Source organism: Salmonella bongori NCTC 12419, from assembly GCF_000252995.1.
Classification (GTDB): Bacteria; Pseudomonadota; Gammaproteobacteria; order Enterobacterales; family Enterobacteriaceae; genus Salmonella; species Salmonella bongori.
The window spans coordinates 323636-347698 of sequence record NC_015761.1; the positions used below are offsets into that span (position 1 = coordinate 323636).

The 24063-nt window shown below is 41.3% G+C and carries 23 protein-coding genes and 1 pseudogene; 18 read left to right on the forward strand and 6 right to left on the reverse strand.

Translation table 11 applies throughout. The features are described from left to right. Positions 1–52: 52 nt before the first annotated feature. The 3 genes from SBG_RS01450 (at position 53) to darG (ending at position 2700) form a co-directional block, all read left to right on the forward strand. A complete protein-coding gene (locus tag SBG_RS01450; protein ID WP_001192753.1) occupies positions 53–886 on the forward strand; it encodes a DUF4942 domain-containing protein in 834 nt (277 codons plus the stop codon). Positions 887–986: 100 nt separating this feature from the next. Then, a complete protein-coding gene (darT, locus tag SBG_RS01455; RefSeq protein ID WP_000026701.1) occupies positions 987–1634 on the forward strand; it encodes a type II toxin-antitoxin system toxin DNA ADP-ribosyl transferase DarT in 648 nt (215 codons plus the stop codon). A 13-nt stretch (positions 1635–1647) separates the two neighbouring features. Then, on the forward strand, positions 1648–2700 hold the full coding sequence (gene darG / locus SBG_RS01460; protein ID WP_000575274.1) for a type II toxin-antitoxin system antitoxin DNA ADP-ribosyl glycohydrolase DarG: 1053 nt from the start codon (positions 1648–1650) through the stop codon (positions 2698–2700). A gap of 37 nt (positions 2701–2737) precedes the next feature. Here darG and SBG_RS01465 read toward each other — a convergent pair whose 3' ends face one another. Then, on the reverse strand, positions 2738–4057 hold the full coding sequence (locus SBG_RS01465) for a tyrosine-type recombinase/integrase (RefSeq protein ID WP_001218450.1): 1320 nt from the start codon (positions 4055–4057) through the stop codon (positions 2738–2740). Positions 4058–4391: 334 nt separating this feature from the next. Continuing rightward, a pseudogene (locus SBG_RS22995) lies at positions 4392–4656 on the reverse strand (IS3 family transposase); the annotation flags it as partial. 363 nt (positions 4657–5019) lie between these two features. On the opposite strand from SBG_RS22995, the gene SBG_RS01470 reads away from it, so the two are divergent. The 12 genes from SBG_RS01470 (at position 5020) to SBG_RS21260 (ending at position 16114) form a co-directional block, all read left to right on the forward strand. Further along, the gene (locus SBG_RS01470; RefSeq protein ID WP_000353269.1) at positions 5020–5883 is read left to right on the forward strand and encodes a hypothetical protein; all 864 of its coding nucleotides are present in this window, start codon (positions 5020–5022) and stop codon (positions 5881–5883) included. A gap of 32 nt (positions 5884–5915) precedes the next feature. Next, complete coding sequence (locus SBG_RS01475) at positions 5916–6368, forward strand: transglycosylase SLT domain-containing protein (protein ID WP_043942408.1); 453 nt, start codon at positions 5916–5918, stop codon at positions 6366–6368. A gap of 56 nt (positions 6369–6424) precedes the next feature. Next, a complete protein-coding gene (locus tag SBG_RS01480; RefSeq protein ID WP_000469472.1) occupies positions 6425–7171 on the forward strand; it encodes a type IV pilus major pilin in 747 nt (248 codons plus the stop codon). A gap of 86 nt (positions 7172–7257) precedes the next feature. After that, positions 7258–8856, forward strand: a complete 1599-nt coding sequence (locus tag SBG_RS01485) for a hypothetical protein (RefSeq protein WP_000680636.1) — start codon at positions 7258–7260, stop codon at positions 8854–8856. A 79-nt stretch (positions 8857–8935) separates the two neighbouring features. Then, positions 8936–9400, forward strand: a complete 465-nt coding sequence (locus SBG_RS23000) for a TcpQ domain-containing protein (RefSeq protein WP_000277015.1) — start codon at positions 8936–8938, stop codon at positions 9398–9400. 19 nt (positions 9401–9419) lie between these two features. After that, entirely contained in the window at positions 9420–10868 is a 1449-nt protein-coding gene (locus SBG_RS01495) for a hypothetical protein (RefSeq protein ID WP_000768340.1), read from the forward strand. A gap of 1 nt (position 10869) precedes the next feature. Next, a complete protein-coding gene (locus SBG_RS01500; RefSeq protein WP_000647409.1) occupies positions 10870–11439 on the forward strand; it encodes a hypothetical protein in 570 nt (189 codons plus the stop codon). 5 nt (positions 11440–11444) lie between these two features. Further along, a complete protein-coding gene (locus SBG_RS01505; protein WP_000662269.1) occupies positions 11445–12272 on the forward strand; it encodes a hypothetical protein in 828 nt (275 codons plus the stop codon). Further along, positions 12260–12742: a hypothetical protein gene (locus tag SBG_RS01510; RefSeq protein WP_001169431.1), complete on the forward strand. Its 483-nt coding sequence runs from the start codon at positions 12260–12262 to the stop codon at positions 12740–12742. Before SBG_RS01505 ends, SBG_RS01510 begins: the two co-directional genes overlap by 13 nt. After that, on the forward strand, positions 12739–14268 hold the full coding sequence (locus tag SBG_RS01515; protein WP_000642131.1) for an ATPase, T2SS/T4P/T4SS family: 1530 nt from the start codon (positions 12739–12741) through the stop codon (positions 14266–14268). The genes SBG_RS01510 and SBG_RS01515 overlap by 4 nt, the downstream gene beginning before the upstream one ends. Beyond that, the gene (locus SBG_RS01520) at positions 14252–15280 is read left to right on the forward strand and encodes a type II secretion system F family protein (RefSeq protein WP_013991372.1); all 1029 of its coding nucleotides are present in this window, start codon (positions 14252–14254) and stop codon (positions 15278–15280) included. The genes SBG_RS01515 and SBG_RS01520 overlap by 17 nt, the downstream gene beginning before the upstream one ends. A gap of 12 nt (positions 15281–15292) precedes the next feature. Then, the gene (locus SBG_RS21260; protein WP_013991373.1) at positions 15293–16114 is read left to right on the forward strand and encodes a prepilin peptidase; all 822 of its coding nucleotides are present in this window, start codon (positions 15293–15295) and stop codon (positions 16112–16114) included. Between the two features lie 816 nt (positions 16115–16930). Here SBG_RS21260 and SBG_RS01535 read toward each other — a convergent pair. The 4 genes from SBG_RS01535 to SBG_RS01550 form a co-directional block, all read right to left on the reverse strand. Beyond that, positions 16931–17887: a fimbrial protein gene (locus SBG_RS01535; protein ID WP_000621807.1), complete on the reverse strand. Its 957-nt coding sequence runs from the start codon at positions 17885–17887 to the stop codon at positions 16931–16933. Positions 17888–17919: 32 nt separating this feature from the next. Next, positions 17920–18630, reverse strand: coding sequence for a fimbria/pilus periplasmic chaperone (locus tag SBG_RS01540; RefSeq protein WP_000961304.1), 711 nt, complete (start codon positions 18628–18630; stop codon positions 17920–17922). Between the two features lie 36 nt (positions 18631–18666). Further along, a complete protein-coding gene (locus SBG_RS01545) occupies positions 18667–21132 on the reverse strand; it encodes a fimbria/pilus outer membrane usher protein (protein WP_024134949.1) in 2466 nt (821 codons plus the stop codon). Positions 21133–21216: 84 nt separating this feature from the next. Continuing rightward, positions 21217–21807, reverse strand: coding sequence for a fimbrial protein (locus SBG_RS01550; protein WP_000646707.1), 591 nt, complete (start codon positions 21805–21807; stop codon positions 21217–21219). 512 nt (positions 21808–22319) lie between these two features. On the opposite strand from SBG_RS01550, the gene SBG_RS01555 reads away from it, so the two are divergent. The 3 genes from SBG_RS01555 (at position 22320) to SBG_RS01565 (ending at position 24009) form a co-directional block, all read left to right on the forward strand. Then, positions 22320–22754, forward strand: coding sequence for a hypothetical protein (locus SBG_RS01555; protein ID WP_001286315.1), 435 nt, complete (start codon positions 22320–22322; stop codon positions 22752–22754). Positions 22755–22832: 78 nt separating this feature from the next. Next, positions 22833–23315: a CaiF/GrlA family transcriptional regulator gene (locus SBG_RS01560; protein ID WP_001015732.1), complete on the forward strand. Its 483-nt coding sequence runs from the start codon at positions 22833–22835 to the stop codon at positions 23313–23315. Further along, positions 23302–24009 (forward strand): LuxR C-terminal-related transcriptional regulator, encoded by a 708-nt coding sequence (locus tag SBG_RS01565; RefSeq protein ID WP_141024918.1) that lies wholly within the window; start codon positions 23302–23304, stop codon positions 24007–24009. The genes SBG_RS01560 and SBG_RS01565 overlap by 14 nt, the downstream gene beginning before the upstream one ends. Positions 24010–24063 lie beyond the last annotated feature (54 nt).

The window sequence follows — 24063 nt, forward strand, 5'->3', positions numbered from 1 at the left end:
ATGCGCCTGCCATTCCCGGCAGGCGTGTTTGCTTTTATACGGACGAAAAATTATGCAAACAGAAGCTGAAGTGTTAACTAACCATAACGAACTTATCTGCTCGACAAATATTGAACGGATCGTCACCGGGCGGAATGCTGCGCTGCAACAAATTGAAGCCGTCATCCACCAGCTTAATGAGATTTCCCGTCTGGCATCCAGTATTGGCGGCAACACGGCGGAGCACTGGGCGATGTGGCAGGGGCGAGCTTTTGACTGCTGGCTGATGCAACCGGTGGATAAAGCCTTGCCGGTAATCGCCCGCAATATCGATCGCAGCATCTGGCGCGATCTGATGCTGAAATCGGGGATGCTGACTTTGATGGACGCTGAAGCCCGCAGCCAGTGGGCGAAGAACCTGGAGGAGGGGGAGCTCCCAGCTATTAGCGAAGCCAATATCCTGAGTACCTTTGAACAACTCCACCGCAATAAGCAGGAGGTTTTCGAACGTGGGATTATCAATATATTTAAAGGGTTAAGCTGGAACTACAAAACCAATAATCCCTGTTATTTCGGTAAGAAGATTATCGTCAATAATCTGGTGAAGCATGACAGATGGGGCTTCAGTCTGAACTGGGGCTGGCGGCGCGATCAGCTCGCCGATCTGGAGCGGATGCTGTACCTGCTTGACGGGAAGACCATTCCCGATAACCGGCATGATGTCTCCATCCGGTTTATGGACTTCGTGCGTGACAATCCGCATCAGCAGGTTTTCGAAGACGAACTTTTCACTATTCGTTACTTTCAGAAGGGGAGCGGGCACATTACGTTCAAACGGTTGGATCTGGTAGAGAAGATGAATGATATCATTGCTAAACATTATCCAGGAATGCTGACGGTCATGTAGTCCTCAATCCAGTAAGCATGGTGTTCATCCTATTTCTGTTCCCAAAATTTGTTATTATTGCGGCTAATTGGCATTGGATTGCTGAAAGGAGCTGGTTTACATGTCGATCCCTGAACGCCCTAAGATTTATCATATTCTTCATCTTGATCGACTCAGGTCTGTCATTGCCGAAGGATTGTTGTCTGATGCGCTCATCTCGGCTCGTAGTGAAACCGGTACAATGATCGGCATGAGCAGTATTAAACAGCGTCGGCTCCATGAGCTGACGCTAACCAGTTATCCTGACCTGCATGTGGGGCAATGTGTGCCTTTTTATTTTTGCCCGCGCTCGGTAATGCTATACCTGATACATAAGGCTAACCATCCAGAGCTGGCTTATCATGGAGGTCAGGAGCCGATTTTGCATCTTGAGGCTGACCTCTATACTGTCATGGCGTGGGCGGAACAACATCACCAACGCTGGGCATTCACATTGTCTAATGCCGGGTCGCTTTACTTTGAGGATCGCTGCCAACCAGATCAACTCGGAGAGCTGAATTGGCCTGCGATACAAACTCATCAGTGGAGCGGTGGTAATGGTGTTAAAGAGGCGAAACAATCGGAGTTCCTGATTGAGCATAGTTTTCCCTGGCATTTGGTTGAATGCATCGGAGTTCATTCACCTTTGATTTATCAGCAGGTTGCTAACATGCTTCCACCAGATGGACACCGTCCTCCTGTTGAGGTGAAACGAGAATGGTACTACTGATGAGGATTTCAAAATGATTGAATACAGACATGGTGACATTCTCCAGTCAGAGACCGAAGCTATCATCAACACGGTTAATTGTGTTGGGGTTATGGGGCGGGGCATTGCCTTGCAGTTTAAAAATGCTTACCCGGATAACTTCAAAGCTTATGCAGCGGCTTGTAAAGCTGGGCAGGTTATTCCTGGCAAAATGTTTGTGTTTGAGACCGGAAGGCTAACCGGACCTCGCTATATCATCAATTTCCCGACCAAGCGCCACTGGAAAGGGAAAAGCCGCATTGAAGATATCGTAGCGGGCCTGGACGATCTGGTATCAGTTATCAGGCACTATGATATTCACTCAATTGCGATCCCCCCACTGGGCAGTGGCTTAGGGGGGTTGGATTGGCTGGATGTCAAACCCTTGATAGAGTCAGCGGTTCGACCGCTGGAGGGCGTGCAGGTAGAGATTTACGATCCCAAAGGTGCGCCATCATCAGAGCGTATGGCCCATAAAACTGAAGTGCCAAAGATGACACCGGGTCGGGCTGCGTTGGTTGAATTGATGCAGCGTTATCTCAATGGGTTACTCGATCCGTTTATCTCATTGCTTGAATTACATAAATTGATGTATTTCATGCAAGAATCTGGTGAGCCATTACGCCTTAAGTATCAGAAAGCACATTACGGACCCTATGCTGAAAACTTACGACATGTGCTGAATGCAATTGAAGGGCATATGATCTCCGGTTATTCCGATGGCGGTGATATACCTGACAAGCAGCTAATGTTGGTTCCTGGGGCGGCAGAAGAGGCAAAAAGGTATCTTGAACGGCAGGAAGATACCCGGATGCGCTTTCAGAAGGTTTCGGAGTTGGTTGACGGATTTGAGTCACCTTTCGGTCTGGAACTACTGTCAACGGTTCACTGGGCTATGAGACACGAGTCCCTGACCTCGCCCGAGGACGTCACAGAATACATTTATGCCTGGAATGAGAGAAAACGGCAATTTACGCCCCGGCAGATCTCTTTAGCAGTAGATACTTTACATCGTAAAGGCTGGATACCTAACCACGTTGCTCAATGACATACATGGCCTATGGAATATAGGCCATGTATCTATTCTATCGACTACCAAACAGCACCTGGACCACGTTATCTGGCATCGCTGTAGGTGTATTAATCACTTCCTGCTGGATAAAATCACCCCAATTTAGAAATAACTTTCTCAGCTTTTCAGCCTGCTGCCCAACCTGATATGTTCGAATTAACCGATCTTTAGGTACATGGTTAAGCAAGAGCTCGATTAAACGCTCAGGCGCATCCAGATACTCGGCACAGCCGGTAGCAACGCTTCGGCGTAAATCATGAGGGGAAAAGGGATCAATCTCTCCCATATATTTAACTCGTACTCGTTCCAGAGCGCGGGTAAGGGCGTCGCCGGTTATGGGAAATCCCGGTTTGCTGGTGGAGCCAAAGACATATGCCCCTTCAGTAATGAGACGCTGTTCTTTTAGTAAAGAAAGGGCTGATGGGTGCAGCGTAACTACATGGTTTTTACCGTTCTTCGTTGCCGGGATGGTCCAGCGATCGCCATTGATTTGATCCCAACGCATTTCTGCTGCTTCAGAGCGGCGAACCCCAGTGAAAATAATTAGACGTAGTGCATTTGCCACCGATCGAGATAACACGACGCTGGAGGCTAATCCACGGCCACCTGAGACGACAGAGCCGCCACCTATAGTTGCTTCATCCAGCACCTTCCAGAGCATCTGTAGCTCCTCTTGCGGCAGCCAACGCTCGCGAGGTTTACTCATGGATGCACCAAACATTGCCGGTTTGAGCAAGCGGGCAGGGTTATGCTCAATTAGACCTTGTAAACTTGCATGGTCAAGTGTCATGTTGAGGATGATTAATCCCTTACGGACGGCTTCTGCGCTACTTTTTCTGACATTGCTGAGGTGCTCGAAAAGAACCGCGCGGCTGAGATCGTCGACACGTCTGTTACCTAATGCTTTTTCAAGGTGGCGGCGATAAGCGCCTTCATAGTCTGCAAGAGTTCGAGCGCTTATAGGTTTACTTTCTTTTCTGAATGCCAGCCAATTTTTCCATAAGTCGGCAAATATTGGCATTTTCTCGTTCTGCTGTTTCTCGATTTTTTTTGCGTAGCGAGGATCAATTCCCTTTTTTACGAAGTCAGCAGCTTCAGCGTGAGCCTGGCGAGCCTGAGCTAATCCCATTGCGGGATAACTACCCAATGTTAGCTTGATCTGTTTTTGTGCAATCCGGTAGCGATAAATCCAGCTTTTGCTTTCGCTACCGTGGCGAACACGAACATAGAGGCCTCCACCCGCTTTTGATTTAACAGAGACAACGATTTCTTTCTCTTCTTCAGTGGCGGATAGAGATGCTAATTGCCTGTCTTGAGTGATGCTGAGCGCCATATTCAGGTCCTTTTTGGGGTACACTCTCGGGTACACAATTAGCATGATATCAGGAGAAACAGAGAGAAACGATAACAAACAGGTTTTTTATTTATAGTATTGATTTTATTTAATAAAATTGAATTTTAAAGACGGTATAAAACATACTGAAACAGTGGTTTAGTCAGTTCGTAATGCGAAGGTCGTAGGTTCGACTCCTATTATCGGCACCATTCCAACGTCCCCCAATGTGCGTATCTATCTATAATTACTGTGATTTATAACGGCTTTACGGCTTTATCGTCTATGTTTGTCCGTACCATTCGGTACCACGTGTGTACGAACTGACGCCAGGCAGATTCGGAAGACTTGTATGCTTCTTACGCGCATTTTTGTATTGAGGTTCTCCGGCTGGCAACTGCTCTGGTTCAGGTATTTTATCAGATGCCCGGCACGACAGGACGCCGTTGTGGGCCAGTATGTCAGTCAAAGAACGCGCCAGTTGAACTCCAGATCGGGTTCCATATCCGGCGTATTTTGCTGTCTAACCTGACTCGCGCCGGATTAACAATATCACGTCGCTTTCGCCAGTACCGATAACGGCTACGGCGTATTTTCAGCTATATTCCTTCCGGTTCTACTGCTCCGATTTTCTTCCTGCCTGTCACGAATATGTGCTTAGCCTGTTTTTTCAGCAGAAAGTGGAATGATTTCAGAAAATCTGGTCTCAGTAGTATCTCTCTATTTAATTTATAAATCGTATTGATTGATTTTATTTGCTTTAAACATTGTGTAAGAAATGCTTACGATTTTACTCAAATGATGCACGGTTATTTAATTTAAATTCCTTCGCAAGATGAAATAAGGTGGTCACGTATATAAAATAAATTTTGATATGTCTGAATGTTATTTTTATTTCAAACAAACTTTTTGAACTTTCTGCTTTTTACTAATCAGGTAAGCGGAAGGAACAGGAGGCGTATATGGATATTTTGAAAATTTTTACCCTGTTTGTGATGATGACTACGGGAATTTCGGTGTCACAGGCGACCACTTCTGTTGTGCGAAATGATTCATTGTCTGTACATGGTTTTGATTTTACAAACGAGAACACGCTAAAAGCTGCTAAAGATATATATGGTGCGTGTTACAGACTGGAGGAACCTCTTTTTATTGATTTAAGTGCTGAAGGTCATGGTGTCGCCGGAAAATTAAGCTGGGTTTCGAAAGTAAGATTCACGCTTGCTCAAAGTAAGGTTATTTCTCCACAAAGACTCAGAGCAAAGAACACCACTGATGGTGTTACCTGGATTAACGATGGGTTATATTCTTTTGGAAACCGGAAAACATGGAGTACGTTATTACCAAGTAATTCTACTGACCCTCACACTCTGACATTTCAGGATGGTTGGGAAGTTTCAACAAAAGGGGTAAATAATAATACCGTTTACACTCGTGTTAATATCCCAACCAGGAATTTACAGACTCTTGAGTTCATTTTCACATCTCAGGCAAATGACAATGATGTACATATAATGTTTGAGCGTCAACCGGGCACCAACTATATGAAGAATACCGGTATCTGGCGTCCGAATAACGGCGATGTGGTGCCTGAGCTTGACGCGGATCCGGCAAACAAAATAGGGGTAGGAGATTTTCTTACATCATCTGCGCCTTATGCGGGTTTTAATTTGGTAAGAACGGAACGTATTAGATTCCATGGTCGTCAGTATAACGCTTCACCTTCAGTTATAACGATGGGTGCGTATGAAGTGGATTTCACAGTCGAACCCGATACTGCAAAGTATGGTTTTACAGCAGAACAATTTGATGCCGCTTGTAAATGATACAAAAAGTAATTTACATCGTTTTTTGTTTAATGATATGGAGCTGGGGAGTTCAGGCAGCAGAAACAGTAAACAATAAATATGACTGTTTTGAACTTGCTGGACGAGATGCAAATATTGACCCGATGTTACTTAGAGCAGTGGCATGGCAGGAGTCGGGGCTCAATTACAGAATAACTGGCAGTAATGCTCTTGCTGGCTTTGGTAAAGGCTATGGCTATGGTTTGATGCAAATAGATAGCCAGCACCTGCTATTTTTAAAAAAGTACGGTATAACAAAAGAAAATTTAATTAATGATATATGTCTGAACATTTATGTTGGTGCATATATTATGGCGGTAGCATTCAATAAATTCGGTGAAAACTGGAAAGCTGTAGGTGCATACAATGCCGGATTTAAAGAAAATAGTAAGCAACAAGAAAGGAGAACCCTGTATGCAAGGAAAGTGCATGCAACATACCAGTATTTGAAAAAACTTAAGTAGTTTCAACGATTCTTTATTAATACTTTAAAATTGCAGCGTAAATACGGAGTGACTGTATGTTTATCGAAATGAACTCGATCCTGGAAAATTATAAGGGATATTTTCTTAAAAAGGCAGATAAGTATAAAGAGATCAAACAACAGCGTGGTATGACTCTACTGGAAATTATCATTGTACTAGGTATTATTGGTACTATTGCTGCCGGGGTTGTAATCCTTGCTCAGCGGGCATTTGATAGTCGTGCTATTTCTGATTTAGTGAGTAATACGAATACTGTACGTATTGCAGTTAAGGATGCTTACCAGCGGGAAGGGAATTATCCGGCTGCTAATACTGCACAGGTCATTGCTTATGATGCGGACAGCATTAAGGATAGTACAGCCAGTACGACAATCATTGCCAGACTGGTTCAGCTGGGAAAAATCTCTGTAGATGAAGCCCGCAATGGTATTTCAAATGATTATCTTAATATTGGTGGCGCTATAACCAGTACTGGTGCGACGACAGATAAAGGTTTTGTTATTGAAATTAATGGCCTTGATCAGAGTCAGTGCCGTAGCGTTATTTCTCAGGTCGGTAATAACTGGGATTATGTTGCCACAGTGACTGCACCAGCAGGAAGCTATACCGTAAATGGTAGTAATTTCGATATGACAACAGCAGCGGTAGCTGCTCCAACTTCCGCCCAGGCGGTTCTGCGTTCACTTGATACTACAACAGGTAGTCAGACTATCACAGCTGCAATGACAGCGGCGGTGTGCTCTGATGACAGCAGTAATGGTGTAATTCTGGGAAGCCGTTAATCATCCGGGGAGTTTCATTCAAAAAATGAAACTCCCATGCGAGATAACATAATTAATATCTATCATATTTTGTCAGGGTGTTTAACTTGAAACATATATCAAATCGTGGATCAATCCTGATTGAGGTTATTATAGCTATTGCTATCATTGGTATGGTTATGCTAGCTGCAGCTGAATATGCCAGAAAAGAAATAGATAAAGTACACCGACAAAATATATCTGACATCATTGTTAAGGAAATTTCCTCTTTTCTGGCGTTTATAAATCACTATGAGCTTGAAGTATATAAAGCAGATGGAACAACAGAAAAGAGGATAAATCCACTTTATGATATTCCCTCTCCAGGTACATCAGACTCACGGCCTGATTATTATAAAAATCGACTTCTGACAAAAATGGAGGATGATTTAAGTAACAATTTATCAAATTTTATCAACTGGGGAAGTTATAAAGCAGGAGGGACGAGCGCTGAGAGAAATTTTTTTCTTGACAGTGCTTGTGGTGGTACAGGTGCTGATTCAATTCCTGTAAACAAAACATCTGGAATGAAGTTTGTTAATCAATTTCTAAGTTGTGAACGGAAATGGGAAAATAGTGAGTTTGACATTGAACGTGTAGATTTAATTGGCGACCAACGCACCGGTAGTATTGATCGAGTTGATTTTTTTCTTTCTTTCAATGAAATAACAGAAAATAACGGTTTTGAGCTTTTTAATTATGTAACAAGTCTTGAGAGAGCCTTTGACAAGGCTGGCTATTTTGTTGCAGGCGCATACTTAATCAGCAGGAATAAAGGTGGGGCAGCGCAAAACTGGGAGCTTGTAAAGAATGGCACAGGTACACCACCTCCAAGAGTGGATGTGATGAAACCAGACGGTTATGATTTTCTTGGCAGACTTCCCCGTAATCTTCAATATGGCATCAGATTGAGTATGAAGGCGGACGGAATGAACCTGAAAGCAGATGGTTCGGTGAATGCAGAAAAATTATGCTGGGATCCTGTCAGCGATGCTCCGGTGATTTGCATTGCATCAAATAAATACAGTACTCATGATGATCCCATGCTTAGTGCTACTGTTTCTCCGGGGCAGGATCCAGCATCACTTTCTGTTAAGGACCTTATTTTTAATAATGGGGTAGGAACTAAACCTGATGGAACGACGTATAATAAATACAGTACTGTTCCTGTGATTGATTACGTAAGTTTTACTGGTGAAAACAAGGCAAATATTAAAGTATCGGATAATTACTCTGCAAATGTTAACGATGAAGAAGGATTCATTAGACGTGATATACAAATATGTCCTTTAAATCCTGAAGGCGATGAAAGCAATCCCGGTAAGCCAAAGCGGTTGTACCCGAGAATGGCTGTGGCGTTATCATCATTTGTTGGGGAGTCTCTTGATAATAACAGTAAAACAATGTTGGATTCCGATCTTAGCAAGCTTAAATCTAATCGTAATAAGTTATCTTTGCTAAAAGGGCAGGAAATTGATCAGATAAAGGGTATTGTTATTCAGGTTAACCAGTCGACAATAAATAAGCCATCAGGTGAATGGTTAATTTCAGCAAGTACAGGGCTTAAAAATGATGGGACGGGTGCTTACAATATCATTAACCCAAAATCATTATCTTTGCTTGTGACAACCTGGTGCAGTACGGAAGAACAGGACTCATTGCCATAAAAGAGGTCTGTATATCGTTATTTTTCATCTGAGAATGAAACGTTTTGAAACCAGTATAAGGATAAATAAAGTGAATCTTATGTACAAGAAAATCACTGCCCCCGTTGTGGCGTTACTTTCATTTATTACCATTACTGGTGCACTGGCATCACGAGATATGGAAATGAAACCGTTGGCGACTACACCAATGACAGAGTCTGTCGCAGGTAATGACTACAGACCGAACAGCCCGTTTAGTGTTGACCGTCAAAAGAAATCTGACAGCAATACTGATGCTATAAGTATGACGTCTGAAAGCAAATCTCTGTTACTCAGAAAAGATGGCCTTTTGAGTAAAGAACTGGAGTTATGGGTAAATAAGAATGGATATACTCTCCTGTGGAACAGTAACCGGGATTATATTATCTACAATACCATTACACTTCACGCTGACAGTTTTGATAATGTCCTGAATGAACTCGGCAAATTGTTTGATTCCGAGAACTACGGACTGGTGATTAAACAGTACGAAGTGAATAAAGTCATAATTATTGATGCGCAATAAGTGAAAGGTTAAGGATAATATGAAACTCAAAATTTTATTTGTTGCCTGTATTTTAGCATTACAGGGATGTGCAGGATCATTCGATAAGAAATTTTCTGATAATGATTTTCTGAAAGAGAATAATATTCATGACACCAGTGATTACAAACAGAAGCCTTACATAAAATACAACAAAGCTTTTCTTGGTAAGAAAACAGTTTACAGCGAGAAACAAAAAAAATTACTGAATAAAAGAGTCAGCATCAGTACTTATGAGCAGACTCCGCTACGTACATTGCTGGAGGCAGTCAGTCAGCAGGTGGGTAGTAGTTATAAAATTGATGAGGTGGTGCCTGGCGCGAAGAATGAATCTGTAGCGAATGAGTCAATGAATATAAATTTTGACGGTACGTTGGCAGAATTTATTCGATATGTTTCAGCGCTTTATGACATGGATGTTGAACTGACTGATGAAAATATTATCCGGGCTTCGGCTTATAGTACTTATGCTATAAACCTGGATTTTTACGGACAGGATAATAAATTTGAAACTGCGATGGATTTGTCCGGCAATGAAGCAACTTCATCCGGTGGATTGACTGGTAAGTCAGAAATTAAATTCCAGTCGACTTTCTGGACTGATGTGGAGGATATGGTTAAAAAATATGTGTCTTCCGGCACGTATAATATTTTCAAGGATGCTTCAGTACTGACATTTTCAGCCAGGCCTTCGGAGTATCGTTCGTTACTTAAAGTTTTGAATGAATACCAGAAGCTCAATAGCAGGCAATATATTGTTTCTTATATGATTTTTGTTTTAGATAAGAACAAGGTTAACGCACTGAAAGGGGGCGCAAGTCTTAGCTATAAAAACGGTGGAACCACTATAGGGATTAATACCTCTCTCCTGCAGACAATTGCTGGTGGGGTGACGATAGGACGTGACTTTTACAGTGGAACGGACCCTAAATTAAATATTGGGGCCCAGCTCGAAGCTACTTACCAACTGACAGGCAGCAAAATTCTGCAGAAAGGGACCTTTGTGACCCGTAATAATACTCCAATTCCATTAAACCTGACGAATTCACAGTATTTTATTTCAGGCAGAACAACTACAATGAATGATAATTTTGCAAACACGGACGTGGAAACATCGCAGATTATTACCGGAACCAGTTTTTTCCTGACACCCCGGGCATTATCGGATGGGCGGATTGAGGTGGCCAGTGGTTTCACTAAAAAAGTCCTGAACTCAATCGATGTTCTGGATAATGTTCAGTTACCAAATGTCAGCACTTCAGAAATGTTTAATACCTCGGTTGTTTCTCCGGGAAGCCTGGTTGTTGTCGCTCGCTATGATTCTGGGCAGGAAACCGATCAGCGTAGCGCCATGCTGCTTGGTGGTGGGCTGGATAAAGAAAACTCAGACAGTACCATTCTGATGGTTGTGGGTATTGATAACTATAAGGTACCTTTCGTTGAGCAGTAAGATGAAAGCACAGTACCTGCTCCCCGGTTTTATCTGGCTGCCTGACAAAGATTCAGGTCGTAAAGCTTATATGCTGAAACTGGATAAGGAGTTTAAAAACCATTTCAGTTATGTCGAGAGTAAGCAGAACAAACAAAGGGGTTACCACCAAGGGGAATTCAGCAAGGGCAGCGCGCTGGCGCTATATATCAGTCGATATCTTGGTGACGGTATTTATACTTCAGATGCCCCAGATATTTTAGATATGTTTTTCGAAGCCTCAGAAGCTCACGGTAGACGTTCTGATATTGTTTATTTATTGATTGTGACTGACGGCAAAATTGTTGCGGGTACAGATATTATTGTAAAACGTGAACTGTTTGATTTTTTTATCCAACAGATTGCGGATACGAAATATTCGCATTTAAATATACGGGCATTTACGACAGAAGATTTATTTGAGCTGAACAGGAAATATATCAGTGATATGGTATCTGAAAATAAACACTCAAATATTATGTTAGGCCTCATACTAATGATTTTCCTTATCTTATGCGGAGGAGGGCTGGCCTGGTTTATCCTGATGCCTTAAAAAATATGAAAGAAAACCTGATATTCTGGAAAAAAAAACTGAAGAAGAGCGGCTCAAGAAAAAACGGAGTTGTTATTCTGGCTGGTTTTCTCGTCACTGCTATCTGCATAGCGGGGGGCGGGCTTTATATAAAGAAAGTTAATGATAAGAAAGCAGCTGCTGAAGTAGAACGGCAGAAGATCAAAAGAACTCAGGAGAGTATAACAACTTTTTATCGTAACGCCTTTACCGGTGTTGACCTTAATCAGTTGCCTGGCGTGATAAGAGAGATTGAGCGTAGTCGTCTCCCTTTTAGTTTGATTGGATTTACAGAAACTGACTACTCCTGTTCAAATTATTCATGCCGTTTTATTTATGAACTGAATGATACGTTCGTTTTTTCCGTAACTGACAAAAATTTTTTTAACACCAGTTATGAGGGCAGCTTCACTGAAAATACGCTTAACTTTGAGAATGTCATGATTAAATCAGGTGACCCGAGACTTCTAAAGAATATGAACAAAGGAGTCCAGTTAGACGTAGTGAAATGTAGCAACCTATTGAATTATCTCTACGGATATAATTCAGTTATGGAGCAGTCTGACAGGGTAAAGGTATCAAAACTTCCTTATTCTTCAGTCGCGAATGCTGAGCAGCAATTTCCTGCATACAGGGACAGTTATGGCCTGTTGACCGGAGAATTTGAGGTACATGTACCGGATGGATTTTCTGATGTGCATCTCTTTTCTGAAAGAAATCCTTACAAGGATTTATTTATTGTCCAGCACATAGAAAAATCGGTAAAAACCGGTGCCGATATTATTTTGAAAGGAGTCTTTGTATGCAAAAAATAATTCTGACCTCTTTGTTGGTATTCTTTATTGGGGGACAGATTGCGTCTGCAGAAGTGTCTCCGGCAACACCGGAAATAAAAGATGCTTCTGTCGATGGAGATAACTCTAATGTGCAACAGGATGAATTTATCAAAATTATGGAGGATAATCTTTACTTTGAAAAACAGAAACGTCAACTGGTAAATGAAGTTGCTCTGGAAAAGCTGAGAAGTGAACTCAAAAAATTGAGGGGAACTGCAACTTCTCCTGTTATGCCAGCAATGACGGAGACCAGCGCTCCCCGTGAGGTAGTCAGCAAACCTAATGTTATTCTCGTGTCAAAAATAGGAGGATTAACGAAGGTGCTGGTATCAGCGGGTGGCAATAAACATTATCTTTCAAGGGGAGAGCATTTTTCATCCGGTGGTAAAAACTATATCCTGATAATGGACAGTGCAGGTAGATATCAGGTTAAAGAGCATCAGCAATGATTTATTATGACTTTCTTCACCTTGATAATGGAGACTTATTATCAGACTGGCAATTCAGCCTTAAAGAGGAGGAACTGCTGGTCGGTGAGCATAATGGCATATTCAGTCTGATGGTTCACCAGTTGAATATGAACGATCTCGCTGAAATTCAGCAAAGTATCCTATATCTGAATCTCTGCTGTGATATTGATATTAGTCGCATAGTATTAATAAAGGACAACCTTTATTATAGTATCTTTGAAAGACTCGTTAAAAAGAATCTTTCTGTCAGAGAAGGTGTCGTCAGTACGGTACAAGCAGATCTCGAGAGATTGTTACAGATGGCTGTGGATGCCGGGGCCAGTGATCTTCATATTACCCGAAACGATCAGCTTGCCAGTGTAGAGTTCAGGGTAAATGGCGTCCTGGTCCCGCATTCAAAGATTCTGTCTTCAAAATGTGATGAACTTTGTTTTGTGCTTTACAACGTACAGGCTTCGACAAAAGAGACAACCTGGAACCGTTCTGTTCCCCAGAGTGCCAATATTTTATATTCTCTGGGAGGAAAAAGCTTTCGTTTCCGGTATGCACATTTTCCGATCTTTGGTGAGACGACATCATGTTATCACTGTGTACTTCGTATTATTCCCGCTGGCGTCAGTAACTCGACGATCCCTTCTCTGGAAAAGTTGGGGGTTTCTGGTGACGAGGTTGAAGATATTAAGAGAGTTCTGAGTAACCCGTATGGTGTTTACGTGGTTGCAGGTACGACAGGATCAGGGAAATCAACTACGCTGAAAAACCTGATGGAGTGGCTACAGAAAAACCGTTATTCAGGTAAAGGTTGCTTTCTGACAATTGAAGATCCGGTGGAATATCAGATTTGGGGGGCTAAACAAAGTTCTGTACTGGATGTGGATGGTGGGGGATTCCATTCAGCAATTAAGTCTGCGCTCCGTCGCGATCCTGATGTATTGATGGTTGGGGAGATTAGGGATAATATTTCTGCTAATGCCCTGGCGGGGGCTGTGGAAAGCGGTCATTACTGTTTTACTACTGTTCATGCCGGGAATATTGTTACGCTATTACAGCGTCTCGTTGCGCTGGGTGTTTCATCAGATAAGTTATCCACCCCTGGATTTATTGCCGGATTGCAATGCCAAAAATTGTTACCGGTACTCTGCCATCATTGTAAAAAAGAAAATAATCATACTGTGCTGGGAAGACATTTTCCTGTCTTTATACTGAATGAAGAAGGATGCGAACATTGTTTTTATACCGGTCTGAAGAGCAGGCAACTGGTAATCGAATATATGCGCCCCACGTACGATGAGCTGAAAGCAATTGCTGAAAGTCACTGGCTGGAAGCATATACGATCTGGAGGAAAAAACGTTTTACAACCAGCGGAATTGCTGAAGGGTTTGATCTGAAAGAAAAGGCTTTTCATCATGTTCTCAAGGGAAATGTCTGTGCTTCCTGGTTCAGTATGGAGTTTGGTAAAGTTGAGGAAAAAGATCTGGAGGTACTAATTGAGAAAGCTTACTAAAAAGCAGAGATTATACCTGTATCAGTTCTGTGCGGATATGATCGACTCGGGTATTCCATTATATGATTCTATTCAGAAATTACGTGATGAAGGAAAAGGACTTCTTGGAAAAGGGTTTATTGGAAAGTTAGATCTTATCAGTAACCGGATGGCTGAAAGCGAATCAGTCAATGCTGTGTTTGCTGGTCTTGTACCTAAAGACGAACTCAGCGTAATCTTTTCTTCTGAGAAAAGTGGTTCGTTGTCAAGCGGATTTCGGGGCATTGCGGAAATGATTAATTATCGCAAAGAGCTGACCTCCAGTATAGCTAAAGCAGTATCTTTCCCATTGATTATGCTGGTTCTCGCGCTGGTTGTGATTTCAGGCTATGCAGTTAAAGTATTTCCTGCATTTGAACGGGTGGTACCTACGCAGCGATGGCCGACTGTTACGCAAGTATTATATAGTTTTGGTTCATCGCTATATAACGGGTTATGGATTTATTTTCTGATATTTTTTATAGCTGCGTATATAATAATCGTTTTACTCTTAAATAACCTTACAGGTAATTTACGCAATAATGTTCTGGATCGTATCATACCTTTCTCAATTTATAAAAAAATGGTCTGCTCTGTGTTTATTAGTAATCTTTCATCAATGCTCAAAAACAAAGTGCCGATTAACGATAGTTTAACTGTACTGAGTCAGAATGCTAACCGATGGCTTTATGCGCATATCAACACAATGTTAGATAATATGGCTCGTGGGGATACCTATAAAGATGCGCTTAATACAGGATTACTCGGAAAAGAAGAAATTCTGAATGTCAGTATTTATTCTGGTCTACCATCATTTTCAGATGTTCTGGCTGCAGTGGCTCTCAAGGCTCGAAAAGATTTGGCTCAGGCAATATCGCGGTTATCAGGGCTACTGAAATCATTGTCAACACTGGTTCTGGGCGGATGTGTAGTATGGGTGTTCGTCGCATTATTTGCGTTGTCTGATACATTATCAAAAATGACCAGTTTCTGACAGGCGGTAAAGATGACAGATGTAATAGTACATTTTTATTTTTGGTTTGATCTGATCCTGGTTTCTGTTATCGGATTGTGTGTAGGATCATTTCTTAATGTAGTGATATACCGAATTCCGTTGTCATATACATGCCATGGTGGTGTAATGTCGGTTGCTTTTCCACCCTCACATTGCCCTGTCTGTAAACACAGTATTCCAGCCAGGGACAATATTCCATTGGTTTCTTATATTCTGCTTAAAGGACGTTGCCGTTTTTGTCATGAAAGAATTAACGTCCTTTATCCTGTGACAGAAGGTGCCACGTTTATTGCTTTTATCTGTTTTTATATGCTCTTCTTTAATACAGATATAGTGTTGTTTTTACTGTCAGTTTTTTTATTTTGTTTATTGTATGTTATTAGTATCATAGACTTCAGATATTATATCATACCAGATAGATTGTTGTTGGTTTTGTTTGGTGGTGGGGTTGTTTACAGTTATTTATATGGCAATATAATCTATGATGCTTTAGGACTTGTCATCTATTTCCTGATTTTTGCTATTATTGTTTTTGCCTGCGAGTCCTTTTCTGATAAACAAATACTGGGAATGGGGGATATTAAGCTCTATCTTTCTGTTGTCCCCTGGGCTGGAGGCCTCAATTTCCCTTTTGTTATGCTAATATCCTCAATTGCTGGATTATTTCTGGCAGGGATATGGAAATTGTATGTCAAAAAAATATATGTATCGAATGAATTAACGAAGGATATAGATGAAAATAGATTCATTCCATTCGGGCCAGCGATTGCGGTTGCTTTGTTGATTGTCTATCTCGCTGTGCTTCTAAGATAACATCTTTTATAAATACCCAGATCTGGAATGATGTGAATAAAATAACGTATTTAATTCTTTAATTCGAGGTATGCATAATAATCCAGTTATATTGATGCACCTTTAGTCACACACAGTGTACTGAAAAATAAGGTCGAAAGATAGCTCTTCGCAAGAGAAGAGCATGTTACCAACGTAGAGAAAATGAATCAATGGATAATATTATGGCGAAAATAATCTATATAAATCGTAATTCAGTTTACATGAGGATGGCGGCAAATAATAACAGAGAACACTTTCTAAGAAAGATTAAATTCACAAATCGAGAACTGTTAGTAATAGCATCATTCATGCTGGTAGGAGGTACAGCTGGAACTATTGCATTTGTGCTGTATTTGATGATTTTATAAATTGTACCTCATGGTATTTACAGGTGTGTACAGTAAAACTGTTAACTGTTTTAGTCTTTGTTTGCATATGATTAGTTAAGAATTTATAGGGATATTTCATAAAATATTCGTTATAAAATTATTCGTTCAATAACCTGGATTGTGGAAATGTCTGCTATGGACTGAAATCCTCTTTCCTTTCCAACAATCTCGTAATTCCATTTATCTGTTTAAGTCACAGGGACTGCTTTTTGTTCATTCCCAACTTATTCATCGGTTTATCCGAGGCGGACCACTGACGATATCTGATATCATGTTGTTTGATGTTTGGCCCCGGATGCGATGAAGCATGAGATTCGAAGCGATTTTTTCAGGATTGATATAAGTAACGGGAAGCCAGGTTTTAAGACAGTTTCTGGCTGTCCAGAATACAGTTCAAACTTGAATCTTAATAATAATTTATTCTAACAACCACGTCAGCACTGAAAGGCCCGGTTTTAACATCCTGACCAGAAATTTTTTTCAGATGTGCGGTAAAATTGCTTTTTATCACAGAGTCAACCCTCACGTCATTTAACTTCCAGGCCGTATTATAGGGTACATATTTTCCGGATATGTCTGAAATAGACAATCCCAGCCCATTATTAAGATTTAATGAACCATCAGCATTGAGGATTGAAGCCGTTGGCTCAAAATACATGTTAATGCTAAATGGAGTATTAACGGTAGATGTGCATCCTTTATTCTTTTGAATTAAAGTGGTAAATTTACGTTGAATGTCAATACCTTTATTTAAATCACTGGCTTTGACTGCCCCAAAATCAATGGTATCAGGGTTCAATGATATCGCTATCATGCAGGGAATATAGGTTATATTGGGTGTTGAAAGTGAAATAACCCCCCTGGGTAGTCCGTAATTAGCACCTTGTATAAGGTATACACTTTCGAATCCACCAGATAAATATGTCCCTGAAGTTGGAATATTCCCTTTACTGGTATCCACTTTAATATCAAACCAAATAGATACGTCTTTGCTGAAAGCCTGCCAGAAACCAGCAGATAAACTACCTATAGATTGGGTCATCTGCTTATCATACGGCACACCGTCAATATAGAGCGTAAATTTCACACCATTATTCTGACTAGTAAATTTATTGAAATCAGCTGTTGTCACGAAGTTGATACTGGTTGGCTTAGGACTATAGGAAAGATCGCATGTTACTTTCTTGGTAATTTTCGGCGAAGTATATAGCACAGTTCCATTGGGGGTATCTGCAGGAATTGACATTTCAGGAACACCAAGAGATACATTTCCACCAGCAAAGTAACAGCCATCAGCTCTGGCTGGAAAAAGAGTAAAATACCCCCCGCCAATAACAATAAACAATGTAAGAACTCTTATCATGTATCTCTCCCGGGATTAATAATGTAGTTGCACTACTTTTTTCCTTTCAGACTGCATAATGATCCAGCACAATGATACTGATTTATATGAAGTCCACCAAAATCATCAATGTAGCCCACTTGTAATGTATCACCGTGCCATTTTGCATGAAAATCCTGAGACGAAAAAGGTGCGATCATCAGGCTGTCAAATCCAGGAAAGCTACCTTTATTATCATCTCCCAGATAACCCAGCGTAATATAATATGGTGTAGGGTTGTTTATGACTAATTTATCATTATGACGTGTTACTGTTACCTTTTCTTCCGAACGTTCACTGGCATTTTTCTTTATACCATCAGGTCGGTAAAACAATTTTAATCGACTCTGTAAGGCGATTTGCAGTATATTTTCTTTGTCGCTTTTCGGCGGAATTTCCCTGACATTAAAGTAGAAAAGTGTCTCACGGTCTTTGGCTAAGGACGCGGTTCCGGGTAATGCCACAATCCTCACCTGGGCCTTTTTACCGGCATCAATACGCTGTAATGGCGGTAGCACCAGTAAGTAGGATTCGGAGCGCTTTTCACTGGCGTCATCAATCCACGACTGTGCGAGATAAGGCTGAGACTTGCTCTGATTAGTTAATGTGACAGCGAGTGATTTATCTTCTCCTCCCATTACTATCCGAGTACGATCAACATTTATAGCTGCATTTACAATATTGCTGTTCAGTAGTGTGAAACCGACAGCGAATGACACTAACATTTTGTAATAACATGTAGATAACACTCATGATCTCCATTAATGGCAAGGCAATAGCAATACGCCTGACGCTAAATCTGCGGTTTCAGGCAGCTGTAATGTACACTGTCCCTGCGACCAGACGACTTTAGCATCATGACGATCTGTTTCACTGATACCAGAAAGATAGGTGAACCCTTGATCCCCTATAATTCCCAGAATTTTATTTTTATCACCTTTCACCTGTGTGCCGAGTGGTGGAAATGAACCATCTGCCAGACGGATGCTTCCTATTAACTGGCCTCCCTTTATTGCCAAAATTTTCTTATATCCGATAGCCCCTTCGGTCAACACTTTACTGATAACATTCCCTGAAACACTGATATCCGAAGGCAAAGCAGTAATATCAACTGCAATATCTGAGCGTTCATAGCTTGAGCCTGCTGGTACCACCGCAATACCAAAACGGTTGGTAATACTTTTATCATTATCAACCGGCACCCCCGCTACATTCCCGGTATCAACCATCAGTCTGGGATCATTCTCCGCCATACTCTGATGGAAGGCGGCGCCATAACGCGTGGCCGTGAATGAGCCATACCAGCTGAGCCCAAGATTTTTATAGTCCTGACTCTGTATGCTGAGGTTTGCATTACCCTGACCGTACGGCGTAGTTGTCTGAATATTGCCGTTCAGCAACGTTCCCTTCTGACCATCATTGCGCTGCTGACCCACTGCCAGACTCCAGGCGGTTTTATCTGATGGCCGGTTATACAGAGTCGCAGTCTGGTTCATGCGCCCATTACTGTCATGTTGCACGCTGTAGCTGATCTGGCGTTGCAGACCCCACGGCAGGGTTAACGAGAGATAAATTTGATTGTCCTGTTCGTTGAGTAAGGTACGATTCCGTCCCAGAGACAGGGAGGCGGTTGCCCCCTGGAAAGGCCCTGGATTAAAAATTTTATTTAATGAGACGGTATAGTTTTCACTGGCAGCGCTGTTCCAGTAGTTCTGATGACTCATGGAGAACAACACGTTCAGCCCCAGTGAGCTAATGGGTTGATTGAACGTAAAGATATAATTCTGTTTTTCTGCCAGTGAGTCACTATAGCCACTTGAACGGTCTATATATTGGCTCATTGACATAAAGCTCTTTTCTGAAAAACGGTAGCCCGCAAACGCAATGGTGCTACCGGTTTTATCAAAGGTTTTGGCATAATTAAAACGGTAACTATAACCCGTCTGTTGAGGCTGGTTGCTCACCTGTGCCACAGATTGCGTAACATCAAATGATGCAGCGCCGAGTACCCCCAGATTTTCGCCGATACCCAACGCCAGTGCGCGATAACTACCATTACTGGCAATAAAGCCGCCATACAGGGAGGTATCATTGAATGCTCCCCATGTCATCTCGCCAGTAGTAAACAGTGGCTCGACGGTATGGCTGTTATTTTCCCATGTTAACGGTTTTCCGACCGCAGCTTTAAAACGCACGTTTCCCTTACGGGCAAGAAACGGGACACTGGAGGTATTGACCTGCCAGGTACGAATCTGTCCATTATCTTCGCGGACGGTAACATCAAGGTTTCCCCGAACCGTTTCACTTAGTCCAGGGACAATAAACGGACCTGCTGGCACCTGTGACTGCCAGAGAATTCGCCCGTTTTGCGATACGGTGACCTGAGCATGAGTTTGTGCGATACCGGTTATCTGTGGAGCGTAACCCCGTAACGACGGTGGTAACATGCGTTCATCGCTATTAAGCGATGCCCCGGCGAAACGGAACGAATCAAAGATATCAGAGTTCAGATACGTTTGCCCCATTACCAGTCTGGCCTGTAGTGAAGGAAGAGGGCGAAAGAGATAGGTCTGTGGCAAGGTTAATGAAGACTCATTGTTACTATTTCCCCTTGTCGTATTGTACTGATAGTCAGAACGTAAACGCCAGGCACCAAGGTTTAACCCTGACGTACCATATAAGCTGTAATTACTGCTTACGTTACCCTGATGTGGCATGTAACGACTGGCAAGCAGATTATAGTCAAAAATAAAACCATTTATCCCATTATCCCACTGAGCTGGCGGAGACCATTCATCATCCTGGTAAAGAAGATCGGCTTGCGGAACAGTAATAGATAATGTCTGGCTGTCAGGCGAATACACAACATGTCTTTCGGCGTTGGATAGATGAACACATTGCGTTCCAGGATAAAAAGAAAGATTGTTTTTGACGTCATCTTTAAGCGCTATCAAATCAACCAATGGTTGTGTAAGACAAGCGTAACTGTTACTTTTATCATTATTGAGATAAAAGTTTACTAATTGCTGTTCTTTGATTTCCTTGCCATTGACAACAACATCGAGCAGATATTCTCCAGGCGCCACATATCCTTCCCTGGAATAAGCGGATAAATCTACATTAGCTCTGTTATCTGTTTCTAAAAGATGAGTATTAAACTCAACACTCTGTGCATTCACCACAGGAAAATAAATTACCAACAGCAATGCGAGATATGAAGGTTTAATACTCATGTATAAATATGTCTTATTTATATTATTCGGAACAAATATCTTATTTTGACGTATTTAGAATTAATAATTACAGAAATATTATTTGTAATTCAGCGCATAAGTAACATCGGCGGCAACAGTCCCTGTCGCAACAGCATTACCATTTTTCTCAATACGGGCACCAAATTTCAGCATATTGTCACCTGGCGTCAGACCATGATCCGCAGAGGCATCATTTGCTTTCAGTGCTACATTACCCGCCATGGTATCCATCAGACGAATACCTACGCCTTGTGCAGTACCGGTATTTGCATACAATTCAGATTGAGTGGCGTCTGCTGTTCCGCCAAACTGAACAGTAACTTTAGAGAATGCAGGATAGTCAACTGTTCCTGTTCCACTGGTTACTCCAGAATGCGCAGTTAAGTCACAATTTTGCAGATGAATTGTTATTGGCTGTGTGAGAGAATAGCCAGCGCCAGCTTCTAAGACCTTGTTAGCAACCTGGCCTAACGAAACGTTAATATCTTCATCACCCGGAGCTACACTACATGGAGAGTTAATCACGCTACCAGTAAAGTGCAAGGTTCCATGGCCAAAATCAGATCCTGTAGGTGCCGCCGCCAATGCCGTACTGCCTGTAAGAACGCCAGTAATAAATGCTGACAGGATTATGTTATTTGCTTTCATATATAGCTATTCCGTTCAAGAGAAGAACAAATATGTTGTAAACATTTATTCTGTAGACGAAAAGTCGTCGACTTGAGAAAAATCCTAAGCATTTTTTATATAATATTTAAAGCAAGAAAATTATATCGTAACGATCGAAAATACTGAGTAAAAGGCTAATCATCACCCCCTGAATCATTCGCGGAAATCAAAAATATCCTTTATAAACATATTGATAAGTATGGAGATGATGTTGTCCTGGATAACATCATTGCCTGTAGTTATGATAAATCTGGTAATTTACCATGATGTTCTGCAATAACTGGCGTAGCAGTTCAGACTATACAGAAGCCTTTTATATCAGGGGATTTTGACGTTAAGAGGTGTATTAGCAGTCACAAAATTTTCTATGCTTGTTATTGATGCATATTGGCTATCATTCCGATAGATATTTTTTGCTTTAAATATTATCCCTGACGTCAATAGGATATTTCCTAAGGGAGCTTTATTGTCTTGTGAGTAAATGGTGTTTGATGAGCGATGTCAGACAGAAAGAATTAGAGGCATTTTGGCTTGAGGTAATTCATCGCGCAAAAATGCTACTAAGTGACATGAATGTAGGTAGTTTTTATCAATGGAGAGAGTCTGTTGGAGACCGAAAGATAAAGCGACTACTGAAATTAATGGAGTTACTGTTATGTCCTGAGAGTAGTAAACTTGAAATAAATTTTCTCACAGACATGATCATTAGCCAATTAAACGGACAAGAGCTTTTTAGTTGTTTTAAAATAAGTGGTAAAAAGATAGCCAAAGAGGGAATGAAAGGCGATATATATTGTATGCCAGTTTTGTACGTTTTGATTCGATATTTAATTGATAACACCCGGATTGTATCCCCATCCGATTTTGAGCTCGATCGGGAAGCCAGCTTAAATCTGACCCTTAGATTTAACCCAGACAAGATGTAGCATGGCTCACTACGTCCAAAATAACTAGAATCGTAGTTTATTAAATTTTGCAGCAATTTACACCATGGAGCGAAAAATATGAATCATAAAGAGCGTTACTTGAAAAAGCCAAATCAAAGCAACCATGAAAATACAATTATACCTGAAAGTGTTTCACAATATAGCAAACAACCTCTTTATATAATAATTGCTTTATGGTGCCAGCAACAAAACCGATGGATTAATCGTAATGATATTGCCCATGCTTTTTCGATGCCAGTAAGAAGGGCATCCTTTCAGCTTTCATACATGACGCGTCGTCCAAAGCATATCCATTTTCGATCGCGCCAGCAGATATCGTCCGGGGAAGGAAAACAACACCTGTACAATGAAATATGGGTAGAAAATGTCATCATAGAATCGCAGGACCAGAGTATAGAAAGAGCCCCGCCTAAGGGTGAACGAGGCGTTATGGGAGCCTATCGTTCACGTGTAGGAAACGGTATGTCTGGCGGGGCAAACATCTGGGATACGCTTATTACAATGCGGCGTGCAAAGAAGGAGGGAGATGATGAATTATAATCAATGTATTATTGTATATTCTTTGCGATGGCCAGAAACTTGTGCGATTGCGGGCTTGTATGCGCATATATCACCAAAAACTCATATTATGACATGTTTTTCACCAGAGGAACTGGTCGAGTTGTTGTCAGAATACACGACTGCACCAGTCATTCTGGGGATACATCCTCATGAAAGTGTTTTTTTAATATCCCTGCTTGGACCCTATTTGCAACATCGACCTGTGCTATTTTTTGGACAAAAATTTAACTATGCAGATAGAATGATACCTTTATATTTCTTAATCGGTAATATAATATTCTATCCATGGAAGGATAAATCGCTTATACAAACCCAGATGATGTTATCAGATTTTATAAGAGTTAAAAGCACTAATAAAAAAATCCAACACCATAGAACGGTATCATCAGAAATGTCGAGTGCTGATGAGTTGATATACCATCTTAATGGGTACTTATACCAAATGTTTTCCCATCATGGCCTGGAGGAACAATCTGGAATAATATTGATCATGCTATCACATGGCTTATCAGCCAAGAGGATTGCTACGTTATTGAATATTTCAACAAGAAATGTTAGCGTGCATAAATATAAAGGGTTGGCTCTCCTTGGAATAGAAACAGGTAGCTACAATATTTATCGAGGGATTTTAGTAAGAATAACGCTTCAGCAATATTCATTCGAGAGAAAATAAACCAACAGGGCTGTCTTGTGCTGGAAAAAGAACAGCAGGTATCTGTTTTTTTAT